General features: G+C 69.9%; 18 protein-coding genes. 14 read left to right on the plus strand and 4 right to left on the minus strand.

Features of this window, described 5'->3' with window-relative positions; translation table 11 throughout:
- Positions 1-110 precede the first annotated feature (110 nt).
- Together KCH48_RS24750 and KCH48_RS24755 are read left to right on the plus strand one after the other, a co-directional pair.
- Positions 111-1238, plus strand: coding sequence for a ferrochelatase (locus KCH48_RS24750; RefSeq protein ID WP_210576910.1), 1128 nt, complete (start codon positions 111-113; stop codon positions 1236-1238).
- Between the two features lie 8 nt (positions 1239-1246).
- Positions 1247-2062: an inositol monophosphatase family protein gene (locus tag KCH48_RS24755; protein ID WP_210576911.1), complete on the plus strand. Its 816-nt coding sequence runs from the start codon at positions 1247-1249 to the stop codon at positions 2060-2062.
- Between the two features lie 92 nt (positions 2063-2154).
- On the opposite strand, the gene KCH48_RS24760 is transcribed toward KCH48_RS24755, so the two are convergent.
- Positions 2155-2328, minus strand: coding sequence for a hypothetical protein (locus KCH48_RS24760; RefSeq protein ID WP_210576912.1), 174 nt, complete (start codon positions 2326-2328; stop codon positions 2155-2157).
- 416 nt (positions 2329-2744) lie between these two features.
- On the opposite strand from KCH48_RS24760, the gene KCH48_RS24765 reads away from it, so the two are divergent.
- The 4 genes from KCH48_RS24765 to KCH48_RS24780 all read left to right on the plus strand — a co-directional run bounded on the left by KCH48_RS24765 (position 2745) and on the right by KCH48_RS24780 (position 6287).
- Complete coding sequence (locus tag KCH48_RS24765) at positions 2745-3398, plus strand: response regulator transcription factor (RefSeq protein ID WP_007385219.1); 654 nt, start codon at positions 2745-2747, stop codon at positions 3396-3398.
- Between the two features lie 4 nt (positions 3399-3402).
- A complete protein-coding gene (locus tag KCH48_RS24770) occupies positions 3403-4635 on the plus strand; it encodes a HAMP domain-containing sensor histidine kinase (protein WP_210576913.1) in 1233 nt (410 codons plus the stop codon).
- A 394-nt stretch (positions 4636-5029) separates the two neighbouring features.
- Positions 5030-5326 (plus strand): DUF4193 domain-containing protein, encoded by a 297-nt coding sequence (locus tag KCH48_RS24775; RefSeq protein ID WP_005481602.1) that lies wholly within the window; start codon positions 5030-5032, stop codon positions 5324-5326.
- 13 nt (positions 5327-5339) lie between these two features.
- Positions 5340-6287, plus strand: coding sequence for a hypothetical protein (locus KCH48_RS24780; protein ID WP_210576914.1), 948 nt, complete (start codon positions 5340-5342; stop codon positions 6285-6287).
- Positions 6288-6300: 13 nt separating this feature from the next.
- Here the strand turns inward: KCH48_RS24780 and KCH48_RS24785 are convergent, their stop codons facing one another.
- Complete coding sequence (locus KCH48_RS24785) at positions 6301-6765, minus strand: DUF3093 domain-containing protein (RefSeq protein WP_210576915.1); 465 nt, start codon at positions 6763-6765, stop codon at positions 6301-6303.
- A gap of 58 nt (positions 6766-6823) precedes the next feature.
- Between KCH48_RS24785 and KCH48_RS24790 the strand changes: the two genes are divergently transcribed.
- The 7 genes from KCH48_RS24790 (at position 6824) to KCH48_RS24820 (ending at position 13362) form a co-directional block, all read left to right on the plus strand.
- The gene (locus KCH48_RS24790) at positions 6824-7408 is read left to right on the plus strand and encodes a PaaI family thioesterase (protein ID WP_210576916.1); all 585 of its coding nucleotides are present in this window, start codon (positions 6824-6826) and stop codon (positions 7406-7408) included.
- Positions 7405-7956 carry a dUTP diphosphatase gene (gene dut / locus KCH48_RS24795; protein WP_210576917.1) on the plus strand — a complete coding sequence of 184 codons (552 nt, stop codon included), beginning with the start codon at positions 7405-7407 and terminating at the stop codon, positions 7954-7956. The genes KCH48_RS24790 and dut overlap by 4 nt, the downstream gene beginning before the upstream one ends.
- Before the next feature lies 1 nt (position 7957).
- Positions 7958-8719: a DUF3710 domain-containing protein gene (locus KCH48_RS24800; protein WP_210576918.1), complete on the plus strand. Its 762-nt coding sequence runs from the start codon at positions 7958-7960 to the stop codon at positions 8717-8719.
- A 174-nt stretch (positions 8720-8893) separates the two neighbouring features.
- Positions 8894-11461, plus strand: a complete 2568-nt coding sequence (locus tag KCH48_RS24805; protein ID WP_210576919.1) for a sensor histidine kinase KdpD — start codon at positions 8894-8896, stop codon at positions 11459-11461.
- The gene (locus KCH48_RS24810; RefSeq protein ID WP_210576920.1) at positions 11458-12141 is read left to right on the plus strand and encodes a response regulator; all 684 of its coding nucleotides are present in this window, start codon (positions 11458-11460) and stop codon (positions 12139-12141) included. The genes KCH48_RS24805 and KCH48_RS24810 overlap by 4 nt, the downstream gene beginning before the upstream one ends.
- Before the next feature lie 45 nt (positions 12142-12186).
- Positions 12187-12585 (plus strand): OB-fold nucleic acid binding domain-containing protein, encoded by a 399-nt coding sequence (locus KCH48_RS24815; protein ID WP_210576921.1) that lies wholly within the window; start codon positions 12187-12189, stop codon positions 12583-12585.
- A 3-nt stretch (positions 12586-12588) separates the two neighbouring features.
- On the plus strand, positions 12589-13362 hold the full coding sequence (locus tag KCH48_RS24820) for a DUF3159 domain-containing protein (protein WP_210576922.1): 774 nt from the start codon (positions 12589-12591) through the stop codon (positions 13360-13362).
- A gap of 74 nt (positions 13363-13436) precedes the next feature.
- On the opposite strand, the gene KCH48_RS24825 is transcribed toward KCH48_RS24820, so the two are convergent.
- Together KCH48_RS24825 and KCH48_RS24830 are read right to left on the minus strand one after the other, a co-directional pair.
- The gene (locus KCH48_RS24825) at positions 13437-14114 is read right to left on the minus strand and encodes a TrkA family potassium uptake protein (protein WP_210576923.1); all 678 of its coding nucleotides are present in this window, start codon (positions 14112-14114) and stop codon (positions 13437-13439) included.
- A complete protein-coding gene (locus KCH48_RS24830; RefSeq protein ID WP_210576924.1) occupies positions 14114-14785 on the minus strand; it encodes a TrkA family potassium uptake protein in 672 nt (223 codons plus the stop codon). Before KCH48_RS24830 ends, KCH48_RS24825 begins: the two co-directional genes overlap by 1 nt.
- Positions 14786-15159: 374 nt before the next feature.
- On the opposite strand from KCH48_RS24830, the gene KCH48_RS24835 reads away from it, so the two are divergent.
- On the plus strand, positions 15160-17217 hold the full coding sequence (locus KCH48_RS24835) for an APC family permease (RefSeq protein WP_210576925.1): 2058 nt from the start codon (positions 15160-15162) through the stop codon (positions 17215-17217).
- The last annotated feature ends 52 nt before the right edge of the window (positions 17218-17269 follow it).

Consider the following 17269-nt stretch of genomic DNA (forward strand, 5'->3'; position numbering starts at 1 on the left):
TAAAGGGGGCTGATACAGATTACGAGCCACGTCACCCACATGCACCACCGGGACCGCACTGCTCACCCCGCCGTTTCCCGGCTGTCAGCACCGGGTGGCAGGATCGAGTCATGCCAGACGCGCTCGATGCCACCCCCTACGACGCCCTCCTCCTGCTCTCGTTCGGCGGCCCGGAGGGCCCGGACGACGTGGTTCCGTTCCTGGAGAACGTGACGCGAGGGCGCGGCATCCCCAAGGAACGCCTCAAGGAAGTCGGGCAGCACTACTTCCTGTTCGGCGGGGTCAGCCCGATCAACGACCAGAACCGCGCCCTTCTCGACGCCCTCCGCAAGGACTTCGCCGACCACGGCGTGGACCTGCCGGTCTACTGGGGCAACCGCAACTGGGCGCCGTACCTGACGGACGCCCTGCGCGAGATGGTCGCCGACGGCCGCCGCCGCATCCTGGTCCTCGCCACCAGCGCCTACGCCTCGTACTCGGGCTGCCGCCAGTACCGCGAGAACCTGGCGGACTCGCTGGCCCAGCTTCAGGCCGAGGGCCTGGAGCTGCCGAAGATCGACAAGCTCCGGCACTACTTCAACCACCCCGGCTTCCTGGAGCCCATGATCGACGGCGTGCTCCACTCACTGGCCGACCTCCCCGAGGACGTCCGGGACGGCGCGCAGATCGCCTTCACCACCCACTCGATCCCGACGGCCGCCGCCGACACCTCCGGCCCGGTCGAGGACCACGGCGACGGCGGCGCCTACGTCGAGCAGCACCTGGACGTCGCGGAGCTGATCGCGGACGCCGTGCGCGAGCGCACCGGCGTCGACCACCCCTGGCAGTTGGTGTATCAGTCGCGCTCCGGAGCACCGCACATCCCGTGGCTGGAGCCCGACATCTGCGACCACCTCGAGGAGCGGCACGCGGCCGGGGCCCCGGCGGTCGTCATGGCGCCCATCGGTTTCGTCTCCGACCACATGGAGGTCCTTTACGACCTCGACACGGAGGCCAAGGCGAAGGGCGAGGAACTGGGGCTGCCGCTCCGCCGCTCCGCCACCGTCGGCGCCGACCCGCGGTTCGCCGCCGCGATCCGCGACCTCGTCCTGGAGCGGGCCGCCGTCGAGCGCGGCCAGGAGGTCACACCGTGCGCCCTGGGCGCCCTGGGCCCGAGCCACCACCTCTGCCCGATGGGCTGCTGCCCGGCCCGTGCCCCCCGTCCCGCCGCCGCGGGCGCCGACAGCACGTACGCGTGAGGAGCGCCGTGACCGACCCCCTGCACTCGGACCTGCTCGCCCTGGCCCAGGAGGCCGCCCGACAGGCGGGCGAGCTGCTGCGTGACGGCCGCCCGGCCGACCTCGCGGTCGCCGCCACCAAGTCCAGCCCGATCGACGTGGTGACCGAGATGGACATCGCGGCCGAGAAGCTGATCACCGGCCTGATCGCCGACCGCCGCCCCGACGACGGCTTCCTCGGCGAGGAGGGCGCCTCCGTCGAGGGCTCCAGCGGCATCCGCTGGGTGATCGACCCGCTCGACGGCACCGTCAACTACCTGTACGGGCTGCCCACTTGGGCCGTCTCCATCGCGGCCGAGCAGAACGGCGAGCGGGTCGTCGGTGTCGTCGCGGCGCCGATGCGCGGTGAGACGTACCACGCGATTCGTGGCGGCGGCGCGTGGGCCACGGGCGCGTGGGACGGTGAGCGGCAGCTGACCTGCCGCCCGGCGCCGCCCCTCGACCAGGCCCTGGTCTCGACCGGCTTCAACTACGTCTCCGAAGTCCGCGCCCACCAGGCCGACGTCGTACACAAACTCATCCCGCTCCTGCGGGACATCCGGCGCGGCGGCTCGGCCGCGGTCGACCTGTGCGACGTGGCCGCGGGCCGCCTGGACGGCTACTACGAGCGGGGGCTGCACCCTTGGGACCTGGCCGCCGGTGACCTCATCGCCCGTGAAGCAGGCGCGCTGACCGGCGGACGGCCCGCAGAGCCCCCGTCGTACGCCCTGACGGTCGCGGCCACACCGGGCGTCTTCGAGCCCCTGCAGCGCCTCCTGGAAGACTTCGGCGCCTGGCACGACTGAGCAAGAACCAAGACTGAGCAAGAACCAGTCACAAAACGACAGTCCCCGGCGCTGGATTCGCCGGGGACTGTCGTCGTGCGCGTGCTGGTGGATCAGACGCTGGCGGCGCCGACCTCCACACCGTGTTCGGCCGCCAGGCGGCGCAGGTCGTCGAGCTCGCCCTGCTCCACCTCGACGAGGAAGTCGTCGCCCTCGTCACGAGCCCGCGTCAGGTCGGACTCGGTCGCCCTTATGCGCTGCAGAAGTCCTGCGGTGAATGCGTCCATGCTGCGCCCCCTCGTCCTGGGTCGTGGGTCGGTGGCACGGGGGTGTGCCGTTCGGAAGGGGCGATCACGTCTCCTGTGGATGCCCAGCGCAGCCCGGGCTGGGCGGCGACGGTGCCGGACACCCACGCCCGCTCTGCGGAAAGCGGATTGCGGCGTACCACATGGTGCTGCGGTACATGCAGAGCGTGATCGCGGGGTGTAATCGGTCCTCCCCGCGCTCCCTCCCACGGAAACCTCAACCCGAGGAGAAAATCTCGTATTCCCGGCCGCCGCACGCTCCCCCAGGGCCCCGGTTCCCCGCCTTACCGCCGACTTATGGCCGAAAAGGGCAGGATGGAGACCAACACACCCACGTAGACCCTGCCCGAGTGCGCCCTGGAGGCGCTACGCGGGTGGACACAGGAAGGACAAGCGACGTGCGCGTACTCGTCGTCGAGGACGAGCAACTGCTCGCCGATGCGGTGGCCACCGGACTGCGCCGGGAGGCCATGGCCGTCGACGTCGTGTACGACGGTGCGGCCGCCCTGGAGCGCATCGGCGTCAACGACTACGACGTGGTCGTCCTCGACCGTGACCTCCCGCTGGTGCACGGCGACGACGTCTGCCGCAAGATCGTCGAACTCGGCATGCCCACACGCGTGCTGATGCTCACGGCGTCGGGCGACGTCAGCGACCGGGTCGAGGGCCTGGAGATCGGCGCCGACGACTACCTCCCCAAGCCCTTCGCGTTCAGCGAGCTCACGGCACGCGTGCGTGCCCTGGGCCGGCGCACCAGCGTGCCCCTGCCGCCCGTCCTGGAGCGCGCCGGCATCAAGCTCGACCCGAACCGCCGCGAGGTCTTCCGCGACGGCAAGGAAGTCCAGCTCGCGCCGAAGGAGTTCGCCGTCCTGGAGGTGCTGATGCGCAGCGAGGGCGCGGTCGTCTCCGCGGAACAGCTGCTGGAGAAGGCCTGGGACGAGAACACGGACCCGTTCACCAACGTCGTGCGCGTGACCGTGATGACCCTGCGCCGCAAGCTGGGCGAGCCGCCCGTCATCGTCACCGTCCCCGGCTCCGGTTACCGGATCTGATCCAGTGGCCGCCACACCTGCGCCTCCCCAGGCGCCCCCGAAGCCCACCTGGGACCCCCGCAGGCCGGAGGCCCCGTTCCCCTGGCTGCGCCCGACCATCCGGATACGGCTCACGCTGCTGTACGGCGGCATGTTCCTGATCGCGGGCATCCTGCTGCTGTCGATCATCTATCTGCTGGCGGCGCAGGCGCTGAACGTCGGCAGCGACCTGCCCTTCAAGATCACTAAGGGGCAGGTCACCAGCAATGTGTGTGACCTGCCGTCGAGCGCCACGCCGGACGTGTTCAACGAGGCGATGAACGCCTGCGTCAACGAACAGCGTCAGCACGCCCTCGACAATCTCCTCAGCCGCTCCCTCCTGGCCCTGCTCGGCCTGGCCGTGATCGCCTTCGCCTTCGGCTACGCCATGGCGGGCCGCGTCCTGTCGCCGCTGGGCCGGATTCTGCGCACGGCACGCGCGGTGGCGGGTTCGGACCTGTCCCGCCGGATCGAGCTGGACGGCCCGGACGACGAGATCAAGGAACTGGCGGACACCTTCGACGACATGCTGGAGCGGCTGCAGAGAGCCTTCACCGCCCAGCAGCGCTTCGTCGGAAACGCGTCGCACGAACTGCGCACCCCGCTCGCGATCAACCGCACGCTCCTCGAAGTGCACCTGTCCGACCCGCAGGCGCCGGTGGAGCTCCAGCAACTGGGCAAGACGCTGCTGGCCACCAACGAGCGCAGCGAGCAGCTCGTGGAGGGCCTGCTGCTGCTCGCGCGGAGCGACAACCAGATCGTCGAGCGTAAACCGGTGGACCTCGCCGAGGTCGCCTCGCAGGCCGTCGACCAGGTGCACGCCGAGGCGCAGGCCAAGGGCGTGCGGATCCGGGGCGAGCAGAAAACGGCGGTGGTTCAGGGCAACGGCGTCCTGCTGGAGCGGATCGCGCTGAACCTCGTGCAGAACGCCGTGCGGTACAACGTTCCGGAGGGCGGCTGGGTCGAGGTCAGCACCGAGGTCCAGCACGGTCAGGCGGTCCTGGTCGTCACGAACACGGGCCCGGTGGTCCCGGCGTACGAGATCGACAATCTCTTCGAGCCGTTCCGACGGCTGCGTACCGAGCGCACGGGCAGTGACAAGGGCGTCGGACTCGGGCTGTCCATCGCCCGGTCCGTGGCCCGGGCACACGGCGGGCACATCACGGCGCAACCGCGTGAGGGGGGAGGGCTCATGATGCGGGTCACCCTGCCCGTCTGAGACCATTCCGCGACACACACGGGGATGTTCGCTTTGCGCGGAATTTTCATGGACCGCTCCTGGCGTCTCCCTGTGTGATCGATCACAAAGGCAACTTTCCGGCCATCTACTCTCAGTGATCATGCACCCTGTCGGAAAGCCGGGAAAATCCCGGTTTTCGGGGAGCTTGATCACGGGAAGTACACGGTGAGACGCCTTTGAAGTGCGGCATCGGGACCGTGTACGGTCCGCATCGCCATCCAAGCCGATCACTCTTGAGGAGTCCGGTTGGGTGTCGATTGAGTAACAGACCTTGATGTGAGGCAAAATCTCCGCCTCGGGTCGGGCACAAGTCCGGCCTCTCACGCGTTACGTGCGCTGGAGACACCACAGACACCCAGAGGGGGAGAGCGACATGGCAACGGATTACGACACCCCACGCAAGACCGACGACGACGTCGACTCGGACAGCCTTGAAGAGCTCAAGGCCCGTAGGAACGACAAGTCGACCTCCGCAGTGGACGTCGACGAGTTCGAGGCCGCCGAAGGTCTTGAGCTGCCCGGCGCGGACCTCTCGAACGAGGAGCTGGCCGTCCGGGTACTGCCCAAGCAGCAGGACGAGTTCACTTGCATGAGCTGCTTCCTGGTGCACCACCGCAGCCAGCTGGCCCGGGAGAAGAACGGCCAGCCGATCTGCCGCGACTGCGACTGAGGACGGGTCGGCCGTGACTGGCTCGACCCCTCCCTGGAAGCGCCGCTTCTCACGGGGAGCGGACGAAGGGCCGCTCGACGGTCCTCATGGCGCGCGTGACGACGAGCGGGGCTCATCCGATTCCGGATCGGCCTCGCTCGAACCGGCCGACCGGGCCGACCTCCCGGTGCCGGTCCCGACGGAGGCTCCGGCACTCGTCGCACGGATGGGGGTCCCCCCGCCCGAACGAAGCCGAGGGTGGGGGAGTGCGGCGGTCTTCCGGGACAAGGCCAGGGAAGGCGTCCGCAAGAGCGGCAGCCGGGCCAGGGCGGGCCTGGCGTACCTCGCCGACCGGCTGATCGAGATCGCCCCGCGGATCCCCGTACGCGACCTCGAGACGCTGCGCCGGCAGTTCCCCGCCCTCGGGCCCGAGCAGCTGGCGGACAAGCTCGTGACGGGCGCGGCGAACGCGACGTCCACGGTCGGCGCGGGCATCGGAGCGGCGGCCATGCTGCCGGTACCGCCCGCGATGCCGACCGAACTGGCCGCCGAGATCACCGGCGTCGCGGCCATCGAGCTGAAACTGATCGCCGAGCTGCACGAGGTCTACGGCGTACGTCCGCCCGGCAATCTCAAGCAGCGCAGCACCGCGTATCTCAACTCCTGGTCGGGAGAGCGCGGGGTCGACGTGACGAAGCCGTCGACGTTCAGCGCGGCGATGAACGGTCAGATGAAGCGCCAGCTGCGCCAGCAGATCATGAAGCGCATGGTCCGCAACCTGCCGAACCTGATGCCGTTCATGGTCGGGGCCGCGGTCGGGGCGGTCATGAACCGCAGAGACACCCGCAAGCTCGCCGAGCACATCCGCAAGGACCTGCGCAAGGCACAGGTGCCGTGGGAGACGCTGACGGCACTGCCACCGCTGGAGACTCCCGCGGATCCGCTGCGCATCGGCGAGATCCCCAAGGAACTCGGGAACTGAACCGAATCTTTGCCTAGGCGGCCGCCGCCCGCGCGGCCTCCAGCGCCTCCGCCAGCCGCTCGGGCTCCCGCGTCGACAGGTACAGATACGGCGTCGGGTCGTCCGGGTCGGTGACCTCGACCTTCAGCGCGGTCGGGATGTAGGCGCGCAGCAGCAGGAACGCGCGCGTGTCCGCCTTGTACGTGCGCCAGGCGCGAGCCTCCTCCGGGTCGAGGATCTCCGCCTCGCCCAGGGCCGTCACCGGGATCTTCGCCTCGCCCGCGATCAGCGAGCCGCCGACGACGCGGATGCGCGGCGAGCCGTACGAACTGGCGACGACGGCCGCGGCCGCGGTGCCCCCGGCCAGGCCGCCGAGCATCGGCAGCGTGCCGAACGGCAGCAGGATCAGCGCCATGGAGACCCCGACCAGGAAGCTGATCAGCCACCAGGAGCGGGGAGCGGTCAGGCGTTCTTCGTACGGGGTGGCGGAGAGCTGCATACGGCCAAGCTTGGCACGGTGTCGGTATCGGGTCGGCGCGCGGGTAAGGTCTGCGGCTGTGAGTGGTTCGTCCGCAGTTCTCAAGCCCCCCGCCGACGCCAGGAAGCCGGTGCGTCATCCCGACGCTCCCGCGCCCGGTGAACTGCTCGGCGCGCACTACGGCCAGTGCTTCGGCTGCGGCGGCGAGCAGGCTCACGGACTGCATCTGGAGGCGCGGGCGGGCGAAGGTGTCTCCCTCACCGCCGAGTTCACCGTGCGGACCGCACACCAGGGCGCCCCGGGGCTCGCTCACGGCGGCGTGCTGGCGTCCGCCCTCGACGAGGCCCTCGGCTCGCTGAACTGGCTGCTGCGCACCATCGCCGTGACCGGCCGCCTGGAGACGGACTTCGTCGCGCCGGTGGCGGTGGGCACCACCCTGCATCTGACCGCCGAGGTCGTGGCGGTGGCCGGACGGAAGATCTACTCGACGGCCGTCGGACGCATCGACGGTCCCGACGGACCCGTGGCCGTCCGCGCCGACGCGCTCTTCATCGAGGTGAAGGTCGATCACTTCACCGACAACGGCCGCCCGGAGGAGATCCGGGCCGCCATGGACGACCCGGACCAGATCAGGCGTGCCCGCGCCTTCGAGGTGAATCCGTGAGCCGTGACCCCGTGAACGTGCTGATCCGGCGCGTCGACCCGGACGTACCGCTTCCGTCGTACGCGCACCCCGGTGACGCGGGAGCCGATCTGCGTACCACCGAGGCGTGCGCGCTGGAGCCCGGTGAGCGGGCCGTGCTGCCCACGGGGGTGTCTGTCGCGCTCCCGGAGGGGTACGCGGCCTTCGTGCACCCGCGCTCCGGTCTCGCCGCCCGCTGCGGTGTCGCCCTCGTCAATGCCCCGGGGACGGTTGATGCCGGGTACCGTGGAGAGATCAAGGTGATCGTGGTGAATCTCGACCCGCGCGAGGCCGTGCGGTTCGAGCGCTTCGACCGGATTGCCCAACTGGTCGTCCAGCAGGTCGAGAGGGTCCGCTTCCAGGAGGTCGCGGAGCTTCCCGGGTCGGCGCGGGCCGAAGGGGGCTTCGGATCCACCGGCGGCCATGCCGCGGTGACCGGAACGAACAGCACAAGCGGTCAGGCCGCCGTGGGCGGCGCGACGGGTGGGAATCGATACGCTTCGGTCGTATCCGACCGGGAAGGACAGTGACGTGTTCGGACGTCGCAAGAAGAAGGGTGCCGCCGACGACGCGGCCGGCGAGGCCGAGCAGGTCGTCGACAGTGTCGACACTGAGGCGGACGTTGAGGTAGAGAGCGGGCGCGTGCGGCTCGAGCCGGAGCCGCGGCCCGACGGGCCCTGGGACAGCTCCGAGGTGAGCGACGCGGCCGAGGGCCGGGTCGACCTGGGCGGCATCTTCGTGCCGGGTGTCGACGGCATGGAGCTGCGGGTCGAGGTCGCGGGCGACGCGATCGTCGCGGCGACCGTCGTGCTGCGCGACAGCGCCGTCCAGTTGCAGGCCTTCGCCGCTCCCAAGCGCGAGGGCATCTGGGGCGAGGTACGTGAGGAGATCGCCGGCGGCATCACTCAGCAGGGTGGCATCGTCGACGAGGTCGAGGGTCCGCTGGGCTGGGAGCTGCGCGCCCAGGTGCCGGTGCAACTGCCGGACGGCACGGGCGGCTTCCAGGTCGTGCGGTTCGTCGGTGTGGACGGGCCCCGCTGGTTCCTGCGCGGGGTGATCTCCGGGCAGGGTGCGGTGCAGCCGCAGGCCGCGGGGCTGCTCGAGCAGATCTTCCGGGACACGGTCGTGGTCCGCGGCGAGGGCCCGATGGCGCCTCGCGACCCGATCGTCCTGAAGCTGCCGAACGACGCGCAGATGGTCCCCGAGACCATCCAGCAGGAGGAGGCGGGCTCGCGCTTCTCCGGTGGCATGGGGCAGTTGCAGCGCGGGCCGGAGATCACCGAGGTCCGCTAGTCAGCCACGAGAAGGGCCGCACCCCGGGTTCGGGGTGCGGCCCTTTTTCGTGCGCGGAACCGTCAGGGTTCTGTCAAAGACGTCCCCTGCCGCCCACCCCGTCCTGTTTGTCCACATCGTTGGCCGTAAGGTCGACGCTGCGTACGCAGCAATGAACGGGAAGACAATAGGGCCATGGGACGCGGCAAGCTTCGGATCTACCTCGGTGCGGCACCGGGCGTGGGCAAGACGTACGCGATGCTGTCCGAAGCGCATCGGCGTGTGGAGCGCGGCACGGACTGTGTGGTGGCGTTCGTGGAGCATCACGGGCGGCCGCGGACCGAGGTGATGCTGCACGGTCTGGAGCAGACCCCCCGCCGCGAGCTGGAGTACCGCGGCGGTCTCTTCACGGAGATGGACGTCGACGCGGTCCTCGCGCGCCGGCCGAAGGTGGCGCTGGTCGACGAGCTGGCGCACACGAACATTCCCGGGTCGCGGAATGCCAAGCGGTGGCAGGACGTGGAGGAGTTGCTGGCGGCCGGGATCGATGTGGTCTCGACGGTGAACATCCAGCATCTGGAGTCCCTCGGCGATGTCGTCGAGTCGATCACGGGCGTGCGGCAGCGGGAGACGGTGCCGGACGAGGTGGTGCGCCGCGCGGATCAGATAGAGCTGGTGGACATGTCGCCGCAGGCGCTGCGGCGGCGGATGGCGCATGGCAACATCTACCGGCCGGACAAGGTGGATGCGGCGCTGTCGAACTACTTCCGGCCGGGGAACCTGACGGCGTTGCGGGAGCTGGCGCTGTTGTGGGTGGCGGACCGGGTCGACGAGTATCTGCAGCAGTACCGCAGTGAGCATCGGGTGTCGGCGATCTGGGGTTCGCGGGAGCGGATCGTGGTGGGGCTGACGGGGGGTCCGGAGGGGCGGACGCTGATCCGGCGGGCGGCGCGGCTGGCGGAGAAGGGGGCCGGTGGTGAGGTGTTGGCGGTGTACATCGCCCGCAGCGACGGGCTCACGTCCGCCTCGCCCAAGGAACTGGCGGTTCAGCGCACGCTCGTCGAGGACCTGGGCGGCACCTTCCACCACGTGGTCGGGGATGACATTCCTGCCGCCCTGCTGGACTTCGCGCGCGGAGTGAACGCCACGCAGATCGTGCTCGGTGTGTCCCGGCGCAAGAGCTGGCAGTACGTCTTCGGGCCGGGCGTGGGGGCGACGGTCGCCCGGGACTCAGGGCCCGATCTCGACGTCCACCTGATCACCCATGACGAGGCGGGCAAGGGACGGGGCCTGCCCGCCGCCCGGGGTGCGCGTCTCGGTCGGTCCAGGATCATCTGGGGCTGGCTGGTCGGACTGGCCGGCCCGGCGCTCCTGGCGGTGCTGTTGAACGCCGTCGATCTCGGCCTGGCCAACGACATGCTGCTGTTCCTGGCGGTGGTCGTGGCGGCGGCCCTGCTCGGCGGGCTCTTCCCGGCGCTGGCCTCGGCGGCCTTCGGGTCGCTGCTGCTGAACTACTTCTTCACCCGGCCCCTGTACCAGCTGGCCATCGCGGACCCGAAGAACATCGTCGCCCTCGTGATCTTCGTCGGGGTGGCGGTGTCGGTGGCGTCGGTGGTGGATCTGGCGGCCCGGCGTACCCAGCAGGCGGCGCGGCTGCGGGCCGAGTCGGAGATCCTGTCGTTCCTGGCGGGCAATGTGCTGCGCGGTGAGACCGGGCTGGAGGAGCTGCTGGAGCGGGTGCGGGAGACGTTCGGGATGGAGTCGGCGGCGCTGCTGGAGCGGCAGAGCGACGTGGACCCGTGGACCTGCGCCGGCAGTGTGGGGCCGCGGCCGTGCACGAACCCCGAGGACGCGGACGTGGACGTGCCGGTGGGCGACCACATGGCGCTGGCGCTGACCGGGCGGGTGCTGCCGGCGGAGGACCGGCGGGTGCTGGCCGCGTTCGCCGCGCAGGCGGCCGTGGTGCTGGACCGGCGGCGACTGCGGGCGGAGGCCGACCGGGCGCGGGCGCTGGCGGAGGGCAACCGGATCCGCACCGCGCTGCTGGCCGCCGTCAGCCATGACCTGCGCACCCCGCTGGCCGGCATCAAGGCGGCGGTGACCAGCCTGCGCTCCGACGATGTGGCGTGGTCGGAGGAGGACCAGGCGGAGCTGCTGGAGGGCATCGAGGACGGCGCCGACCGCCTCGACCACCTGGTGGGCAACCTGCTGGACATGTCCCGGCTGCAGACCGGCACCGTGACCCCGATCATCCGGGAGATCGACCTGGACGAGGTGGTGCCGATGGCGCTGGGCGGGGTGCCCGAGGACAGCGTGGTACTCGACATCCCCGAGACGCTGCCCATGGTGTCCGTCGACGCCGGGCTGCTGGAGCGCGCGGTGGCCAACCTGGTCGAGAACGCCGTCAAGTACAGCCCGGACGGCAAGCCCGTCCTGGTGTCCGCCAGCGCCATCGCGGACCGGGTCGAGGTGCGGGTGGTCGACCGCGGCCCCGGCGTCCCCGACGACGCCAAGGAGCGCATCTTCGAGCCCTTCCAGCGCTACGGCGACGCCCCGCGCGGCGCCGGAGTCGGCCTCGGTCTCGCCGTAGCCCGCGGTTTCGCCGAGGCGATGGACGGCACCCTGCACGCCGAGGACACACCCGGCGGCGGCCTCACCATGGTCCTCTCCCTCCACGGGACCGGCTCCCGCCCGCCGGACGCGGCAGAACCGCACGCGCAGGAACCTCTTCACCCCGCTCGACCGGAAAGGCAGTCCCTATGACCCGGGTGCTCGTGATCGACGACGAACCGCAGATCGTGCGCGCCCTGGTGATCAACCTCAAGGCCCGCAAGTACGAGGTCGACGCGGCCCACGACGGTGCCACCGCCCTCCAGCTCGCCGCCGCCCGCCACCCCGACGTCGTGGTGCTCGACCTGGGACTGCCCGACCTCGACGGCGTCGACGTGATCAAGGGGCTGCGCGGCTGGACCCGGGTGCCGATCATCGTGCTCTCCGCCCGGCACACCTCCGACGAGAAGGTCGAGGCGCTGGACGCGGGCGCCGACGACTACGTCACCAAGCCCTTCGGCATGGACGAGCTGCTGGCCCGGCTGCGGGCCGCCGTCCGCCGCGCCGAGCCCACCGGGGGCGGCGAGGACGACGTGACGGTGGAGACCGACGAGTTCACCGTCGACCTGGGTGCCAAGAAGGTCCACCGCGCCGGCAAGGACGTACGGCTGACCCCCACAGAGTGGCACCTCCTGGAGGTCCTCGTCCGCAACAGCGGCCGCCTGGTCAGCCAGAAGCAGCTGCTGCAGGAGGTCTGGGGGCCGTCGTACGGGACGGAGACGAACTACCTGCGGGTGTACATGGCCCAGCTCAGGAGAAAGCTGGAGGCCGACCCGTCGCACCCGAAACACTTCATTACGGAACCCGGGATGGGGTACCGGTTCGAGCGCTAGCACCGGGGGTACGTAGCTGTCGGCGGGCCCCGGTACGCTTCAGATATGAGTGGTGCTCCTCGTTCCGAAAAGCCGGTGGGCCGGTTCCGGCGCATGCTCGACCGGCTCTCCTCGTCGCAGGAGGACCTGGAGTCGGAGGAACTGCGCGAGGACGCCGACACCGCAGGCTGTATCCGCATCGGTGACTGCCACGACCGTCAGATAGTGACCGTTACTGGTACCTTGCGCACGGTCACCCTGCGGCCGCGTGCCGGAGTTCCGGCCCTGGAGGCCGAGTTGTTCGACGGCTCCGCCGCGCTGGACGTGGTGTGGCTGGGCCGGCGCTCCATCGTGGGGATAGAGCCCGGACGCAAGCTGATCGCGTCGGGCCGGATCTCGATGAGCCGCGGACGCCGTGTGCTGTTCAACCCGAAATACGAACTGAGACCCCTTGGACGGGAGTAGCCGGTGACGTCGCTCGACAAGCCGACCACAGACACCGAAGACACCGCAGCCGCCGGGCACGACGCCCGGGCGGTGACAGAGGCAGCGCTGTTCGAGGCGTTCGGCGGCCTGCGGGGCATGATCGAGACGGTGTTGCCCGGTCTTCTCTTCGTCACCATCTACACGATCAACAAGGATCTGCACCTGTCGGCGATCGCCGCCCTCGGTGTGTCCGTGCTGCTGGTCGTGGTCCGTCTGGCGATGAGGGACACCGTCAAGCACGCCTTCAGCGGAGTCTTCGGCGTCGCGTTCGGTGTCGTGTTCGCGATGATGACGGGCAACGCCAAGGACTTCTACCTGCCCGGCATGCTCTACACGCTGGGCCTGGCGCTCGCGTACATCATCACGACCCTGGCCGGCGTCCCGCTGCTCGGTCTGATCCTCGGCCCGGTCTTCAAGGAGAACCTCTCCTGGCGCACCCGCAACCCGGGCCGCAAGAAGGCGTACGCCAAGGCCAGTTACGCCTGGGGCCTGATCCTGCTCGCCAAGTGCGCGATCCTCTTCCCGCTGTACTGGTGGGCCGACACCACCCAGCTCGGCTGGGTCCTGGTCGCCCTGAAGATCCCACCGTTCCTGCTGGCCGTCTGGCTGACCTGGGTGTTCCTCGCGAAGGCCCCGGCACCCATCGACGTCTTCGCCGAGATGGAGGCGGAGGAAAAGGCCGAGCAGGAACGCAAGGCGGCCCTCACACAGGAACACGACGAGGCCACGGCGGGCCGGCACCGCCGGGACGGGTAGCAAGCGGTTCTACGACGACGGAGGGCGCCCTGCGATCGCAGGGCGCCCTCCGTCGTCGTAGAACCGGAACCGGCTCAGCTCACCGTGTCCTCGCGGCGTACCGAGAGCAGGTCCTCCAGTTGTTCCTCGCGGGCCTGGGCTGCCACGAAGAGCAGTTCGTCGCCGGCTTCCAGGGAGTCCTCCTTGGACGGGGTGAGGACGCGGTTGCCGCGGATGATCGTGACCAGGGACGTGTCCTGGGGCCACTCGACATCGCCGACCCGGGTGCCGGCCAGGGCCGACTCCTCCGGCAGGGTCAGCTCGACGAGGTTGGCGTCGCCGTGGCTGAAGCGCAGCAGCCGGACCAGGTCGCCGACGCTGACCGCCTCCTCGACGAGGGCGGACATGAGGCGGGGGGTGGAGACGGCGACGTCGACGCCCCAGGACTCGTTGAAGAGCCACTCGTTCTTCGGGTTGTTCACCCGGGCGACGACGCGCGGGACGCCGTACTCCGTCTTCGCCAGCAGGGAGACGACCAGGTTCACCTTGTCGTCGCCGGTCGCGGCGATCACGACGTTGCAGCGCTGGAGCGCGGCCTCGTCCAGGGACGTGATCTCGCAGGCGTCGGCGAGCAGCCACTCCGCCTGCGGGACGCGCTCGACCGAGATCGCGGTCGGCGCCTTGTCGATGAGCAGGACCTCGTGGCCGTTCTCCAGCAGTTCGCCCGCGATCGAGCGGCCCACCGCACCGGCACCGGCAATGGCGACCCTCATCAGTGACCGCCCTCCTCTTCGGGACCCTTGGCGAACGCCGCCTCGACCTTGTCGACCTCGTCCGTGCGCATCATCACGTGCACCAGGTCGCCCTCCTGCAGCACCGTCTGCGAGCTGGGCACGATCGCCTCACCGAGGCGGGTCAGGAACGCCACGCGGACGCCCGTCTCCTCCTGCAGCCTGCTGATCTTGTGACCGACCCAGGCGGACGAGGCGTGCACCTCGGCCAGCTGGACACCGCCGGTGGGGTCGCGCCACAACGGCTCGGCACCCGAGGGGAGCAGACGGCGCAGCATCTGGTCGGCGGTCCAGCGGACGGTCGCTACGGTCGGGATACCGAGGCGCTGGTAGACCTCGGCGCGGCGGGGGTCGTAGATACGGGCCGCGACGTTCTCGATGCCGAACATCTCGCGCGCGACGCGGGCGGCGATGATGTTCGAGTTGTCGCCGCTGGAGACGGCGGCGAAGGCGCCCGCCTCCTCGATGCCGGCCTCGCGCAGGGTGTCCTGGTCGAAGCCGACGCCGGTGACCCGGCGGCCACCGAACGAGGAGCCGAGCCGTCGGAAGGCGGTGGGGTCCTGGTCGATCACGGCGACCGTGTGCCCCTGTTGCTCCAAGGTCTGGGCGAGAGCGGAGCCCACTCTGCCGCAGCCCATGATGACGATGTGCACGACCGTCCTTCCGCTGTCAAAGAGTCGTTGACTTGGTCTGAACAGGGTCTCAGACCGCCGCCCAAGCTACACACGCGCGGTCGGCGGAGGGGACCCCCGTGCACGGGTCCGAGCGGGTCAGCGGCGGCTGATGCTGCGGACGCTGACCAGGGTCAGGATGCCGAGGCCGACGAGGGCGGCCGCGGCGCCGATCAGCTGGGCGGTGCTGTGCATGGATCCTCCAGAGGTCGGCAACGGCCGGGTTTTGTCATATAGGCATAGGTGCCGGACGGCCCGCGGAAACCGCCCCCGCACCGGTCCCCGTTTTCACCCGGTGAGCAGATGTGGGGTGGCAGGTGGGCGGCCCCCCGTTCGAACGCCTACGATCCTCTGTTGTGTCCAAACTGACCGACGTGCCCAAACGGATTCTGATCGGGCGCGCACTGCGCAGTGATCGGCTGGGGGAAACACTCCTGCCGAAGCGCATCGCCCTACCCGTCTTCGCCTCCGACCCGCTGTCCTCCGTGGCGTACGCGCCCGGAGAGGTGCTGCTGGTCCTGTCGATCGCGGGCGTGTCGGCATACCACTTCAGCCCCTGGATCGCGGTCGCGGTCGTCGTGCTGATGTTCACGGTGGTCGCCTCCTACCGGCAGAACGTGCACGCCTACCCGAGCGGCGGCGGCGACTACGAGGTGGCCAACACCAACCTCGGCAACAAGGCGGGCCTGACCGTCGCGAGCGCGCTGCTCGTCGACTACGTCCTCACCGTCGCCGTGTCGATCTCGTCCGGCATCGAGAACCTCGGCTCCGCGATCCCCTTCGTGGTCGAGCACAAGGTGGCCTGCGCGATCGCCGTGATCGTGCTGCTGACACTGATGAACCTGCGCGGAGTGAAGGAGTCCGGCAAGCTCTTCGCGATCCCGACGTACGTCTTCGTCGCGGGCGTGTTCATCATGATCGCGTGGGGCGCGTTCCGCGGGCTGGTGCTCGACGACCCGATGCGGGCGCCGACGGCGTCGTACGAGATCAAGGCGGAGCACCAGGGCCTGGCGGGTTTCGCGCTGGTCTTCCTGCTCCTGCGCGCCTTCTCCTCCGGCTGTGCCGCGCTCACCGGTGTGGAGGCGATCTCCAACGGTGTCCCGGCCTTCCGCAAGCCCAAGTCGAAGAACGCGGCGACCACGCTGGCGATGATGGGTCTGCTCGCCGTCACCATGTTCTGCGGGATCATCGGGCTGGCCATGGCGACCAAGGTCCGCATGGCCGAGAACCCGGCCGTCGACCTGCTCAGCAACGGTGTCGCGCTCGGCTCCGACTACGTCCAGAACCCGGTCATCACCCAGGTCGCCGAGGCCGTCTTCGGCAAGGGCAGCTTCCTGTTCGTGATCCTCGCGACGGCCACCGCGCTGGTGCTGTTCCTCGCGGCCAACACCGCGTACAACGGCTTCCCGGTGCTCGGCTCGATCCTCGCCCAGGACCGCTATCTGCCCCGCCAACTGCACACCCGCGGCGACCGGCTCGCCTTCTCCAACGGCATCGTGCTGCTGGCCGGCGCGGCCATTCTGCTGGTGTGGATGTACGGCGCCGACTCCACCCGGCTGATCCAGCTCTACATCGTCGGCGTGTTCGTCTCCTTCACGCTCAGCCAGACCGGCATGGTCCGCCACTGGAACCGCCACCTCGCCACCGAGAAGGACCCCGCCAAGCGCCGCCACATGATCCGCTCCCGCGCGATCAACACCTTCGGCGCCTTCTTCACCGGCCTGGTGCTGGTCGTCGTCCTGGTCACCAAGTTCACCCACGGCGCCTGGGTCGCGCTGCTCGGCATGGTGATCTTCTACGTCACGATGTCGGCCATCCGCCGCCACTACGACCACGTCTCCGAGGAACTCGCCGCCCCCGAGGGCCCGAGCGACGACAGCGTACGACCGTCCCGCGTGCACTCCGTCGTCCTGATCTCCAAGATCCACCGCCCCACCCTGCGCGCCCTGGCCTACGCCAAGCTGATGCGCTCGGACACCCTCGAGGCGCTCAGCGTCAACGTCGACCCGGCCGAGACCAAGGCGCTGCGCGCGGAGTGGGAACGGCGCGGGATCGACGTACCGCTGAAGGTGCTGGACTCGCCGTACCGGGAGATCACGCGGCCGATCATCGAGTACGTCAAGAACGTGCGCCGGGAGTCGCCGCGCGACGCCGTGTCGGTGATCATCCCCGAGTACGTCGTCGGCCACTGGTACGAGCATCTGCTGCACAACCAGAGCGCGCTCCGCCTGAAGGGCCGGCTGCTGTTCACGCCGGGTGTCATGGTGACCTCGGTGCCCTACCAGCTGGAGTCGTCCGAGCTCGCGAAGAAGCGGGCGCGGAAGGAGTGGAACGCGCCGGGGTCGGTGCGGCGTGGTCCCGCGGAGCAGCGGCCGAAGGAGCCGAGTGCGAAGGAGCCGAGCGGGAAGGAGTGACGTGCGGCTGAGCACGTAGACTGGTGGGCTGTTGTCCCGCGGTTCCCCTTGA

It is taken from the genome of Streptomyces sp. GESEQ-4 (genome assembly GCF_017948455.1).
GTDB lineage: Bacteria > Actinomycetota > Actinomycetes > Streptomycetales > Streptomycetaceae > Streptomyces.

What these genes read in the sequence shown, in the direction of transcription:
- KCH48_RS24805 (WP_210576919.1), top strand. Translation starts at nt 8,894, where the DNA reads ATGGGACGCGGCAAGCTTCGGATCTACCTCGGTGCGGCACCGGGCGTG.
- KCH48_RS24815 (WP_210576921.1), top strand. Translation starts at nt 12,187, where the DNA reads ATGAGTGGTGCTCCTCGTTCCGAAAAGCCGGTGGGCCGGTTCCGGCGC.
- KCH48_RS24775 (WP_005481602.1), top strand. Translation starts at nt 5,030, where the DNA reads ATGGCAACGGATTACGACACCCCACGCAAGACCGACGACGACGTCGAC.
- KCH48_RS24750 (WP_210576910.1), top strand. Translation starts at nt 111, where the DNA reads ATGCCAGACGCGCTCGATGCCACCCCCTACGACGCCCTCCTCCTGCTC.
- KCH48_RS24810 (WP_210576920.1), top strand. Translation starts at nt 11,458, where the DNA reads ATGACCCGGGTGCTCGTGATCGACGACGAACCGCAGATCGTGCGCGCC.
- KCH48_RS24785 (WP_210576915.1), bottom strand. Translation starts at nt 6,765, where the DNA reads ATGCAGCTCTCCGCCACCCCGTACGAAGAACGCCTGACCGCTCCCCGC.
- KCH48_RS24760 (WP_210576912.1), bottom strand. Translation starts at nt 2,328, where the DNA reads ATGGACGCATTCACCGCAGGACTTCTGCAGCGCATAAGGGCGACCGAG.
- KCH48_RS24825 (WP_210576923.1), bottom strand. Translation starts at nt 14,114, where the DNA reads ATGAGGGTCGCCATTGCCGGTGCCGGTGCGGTGGGCCGCTCGATCGCG.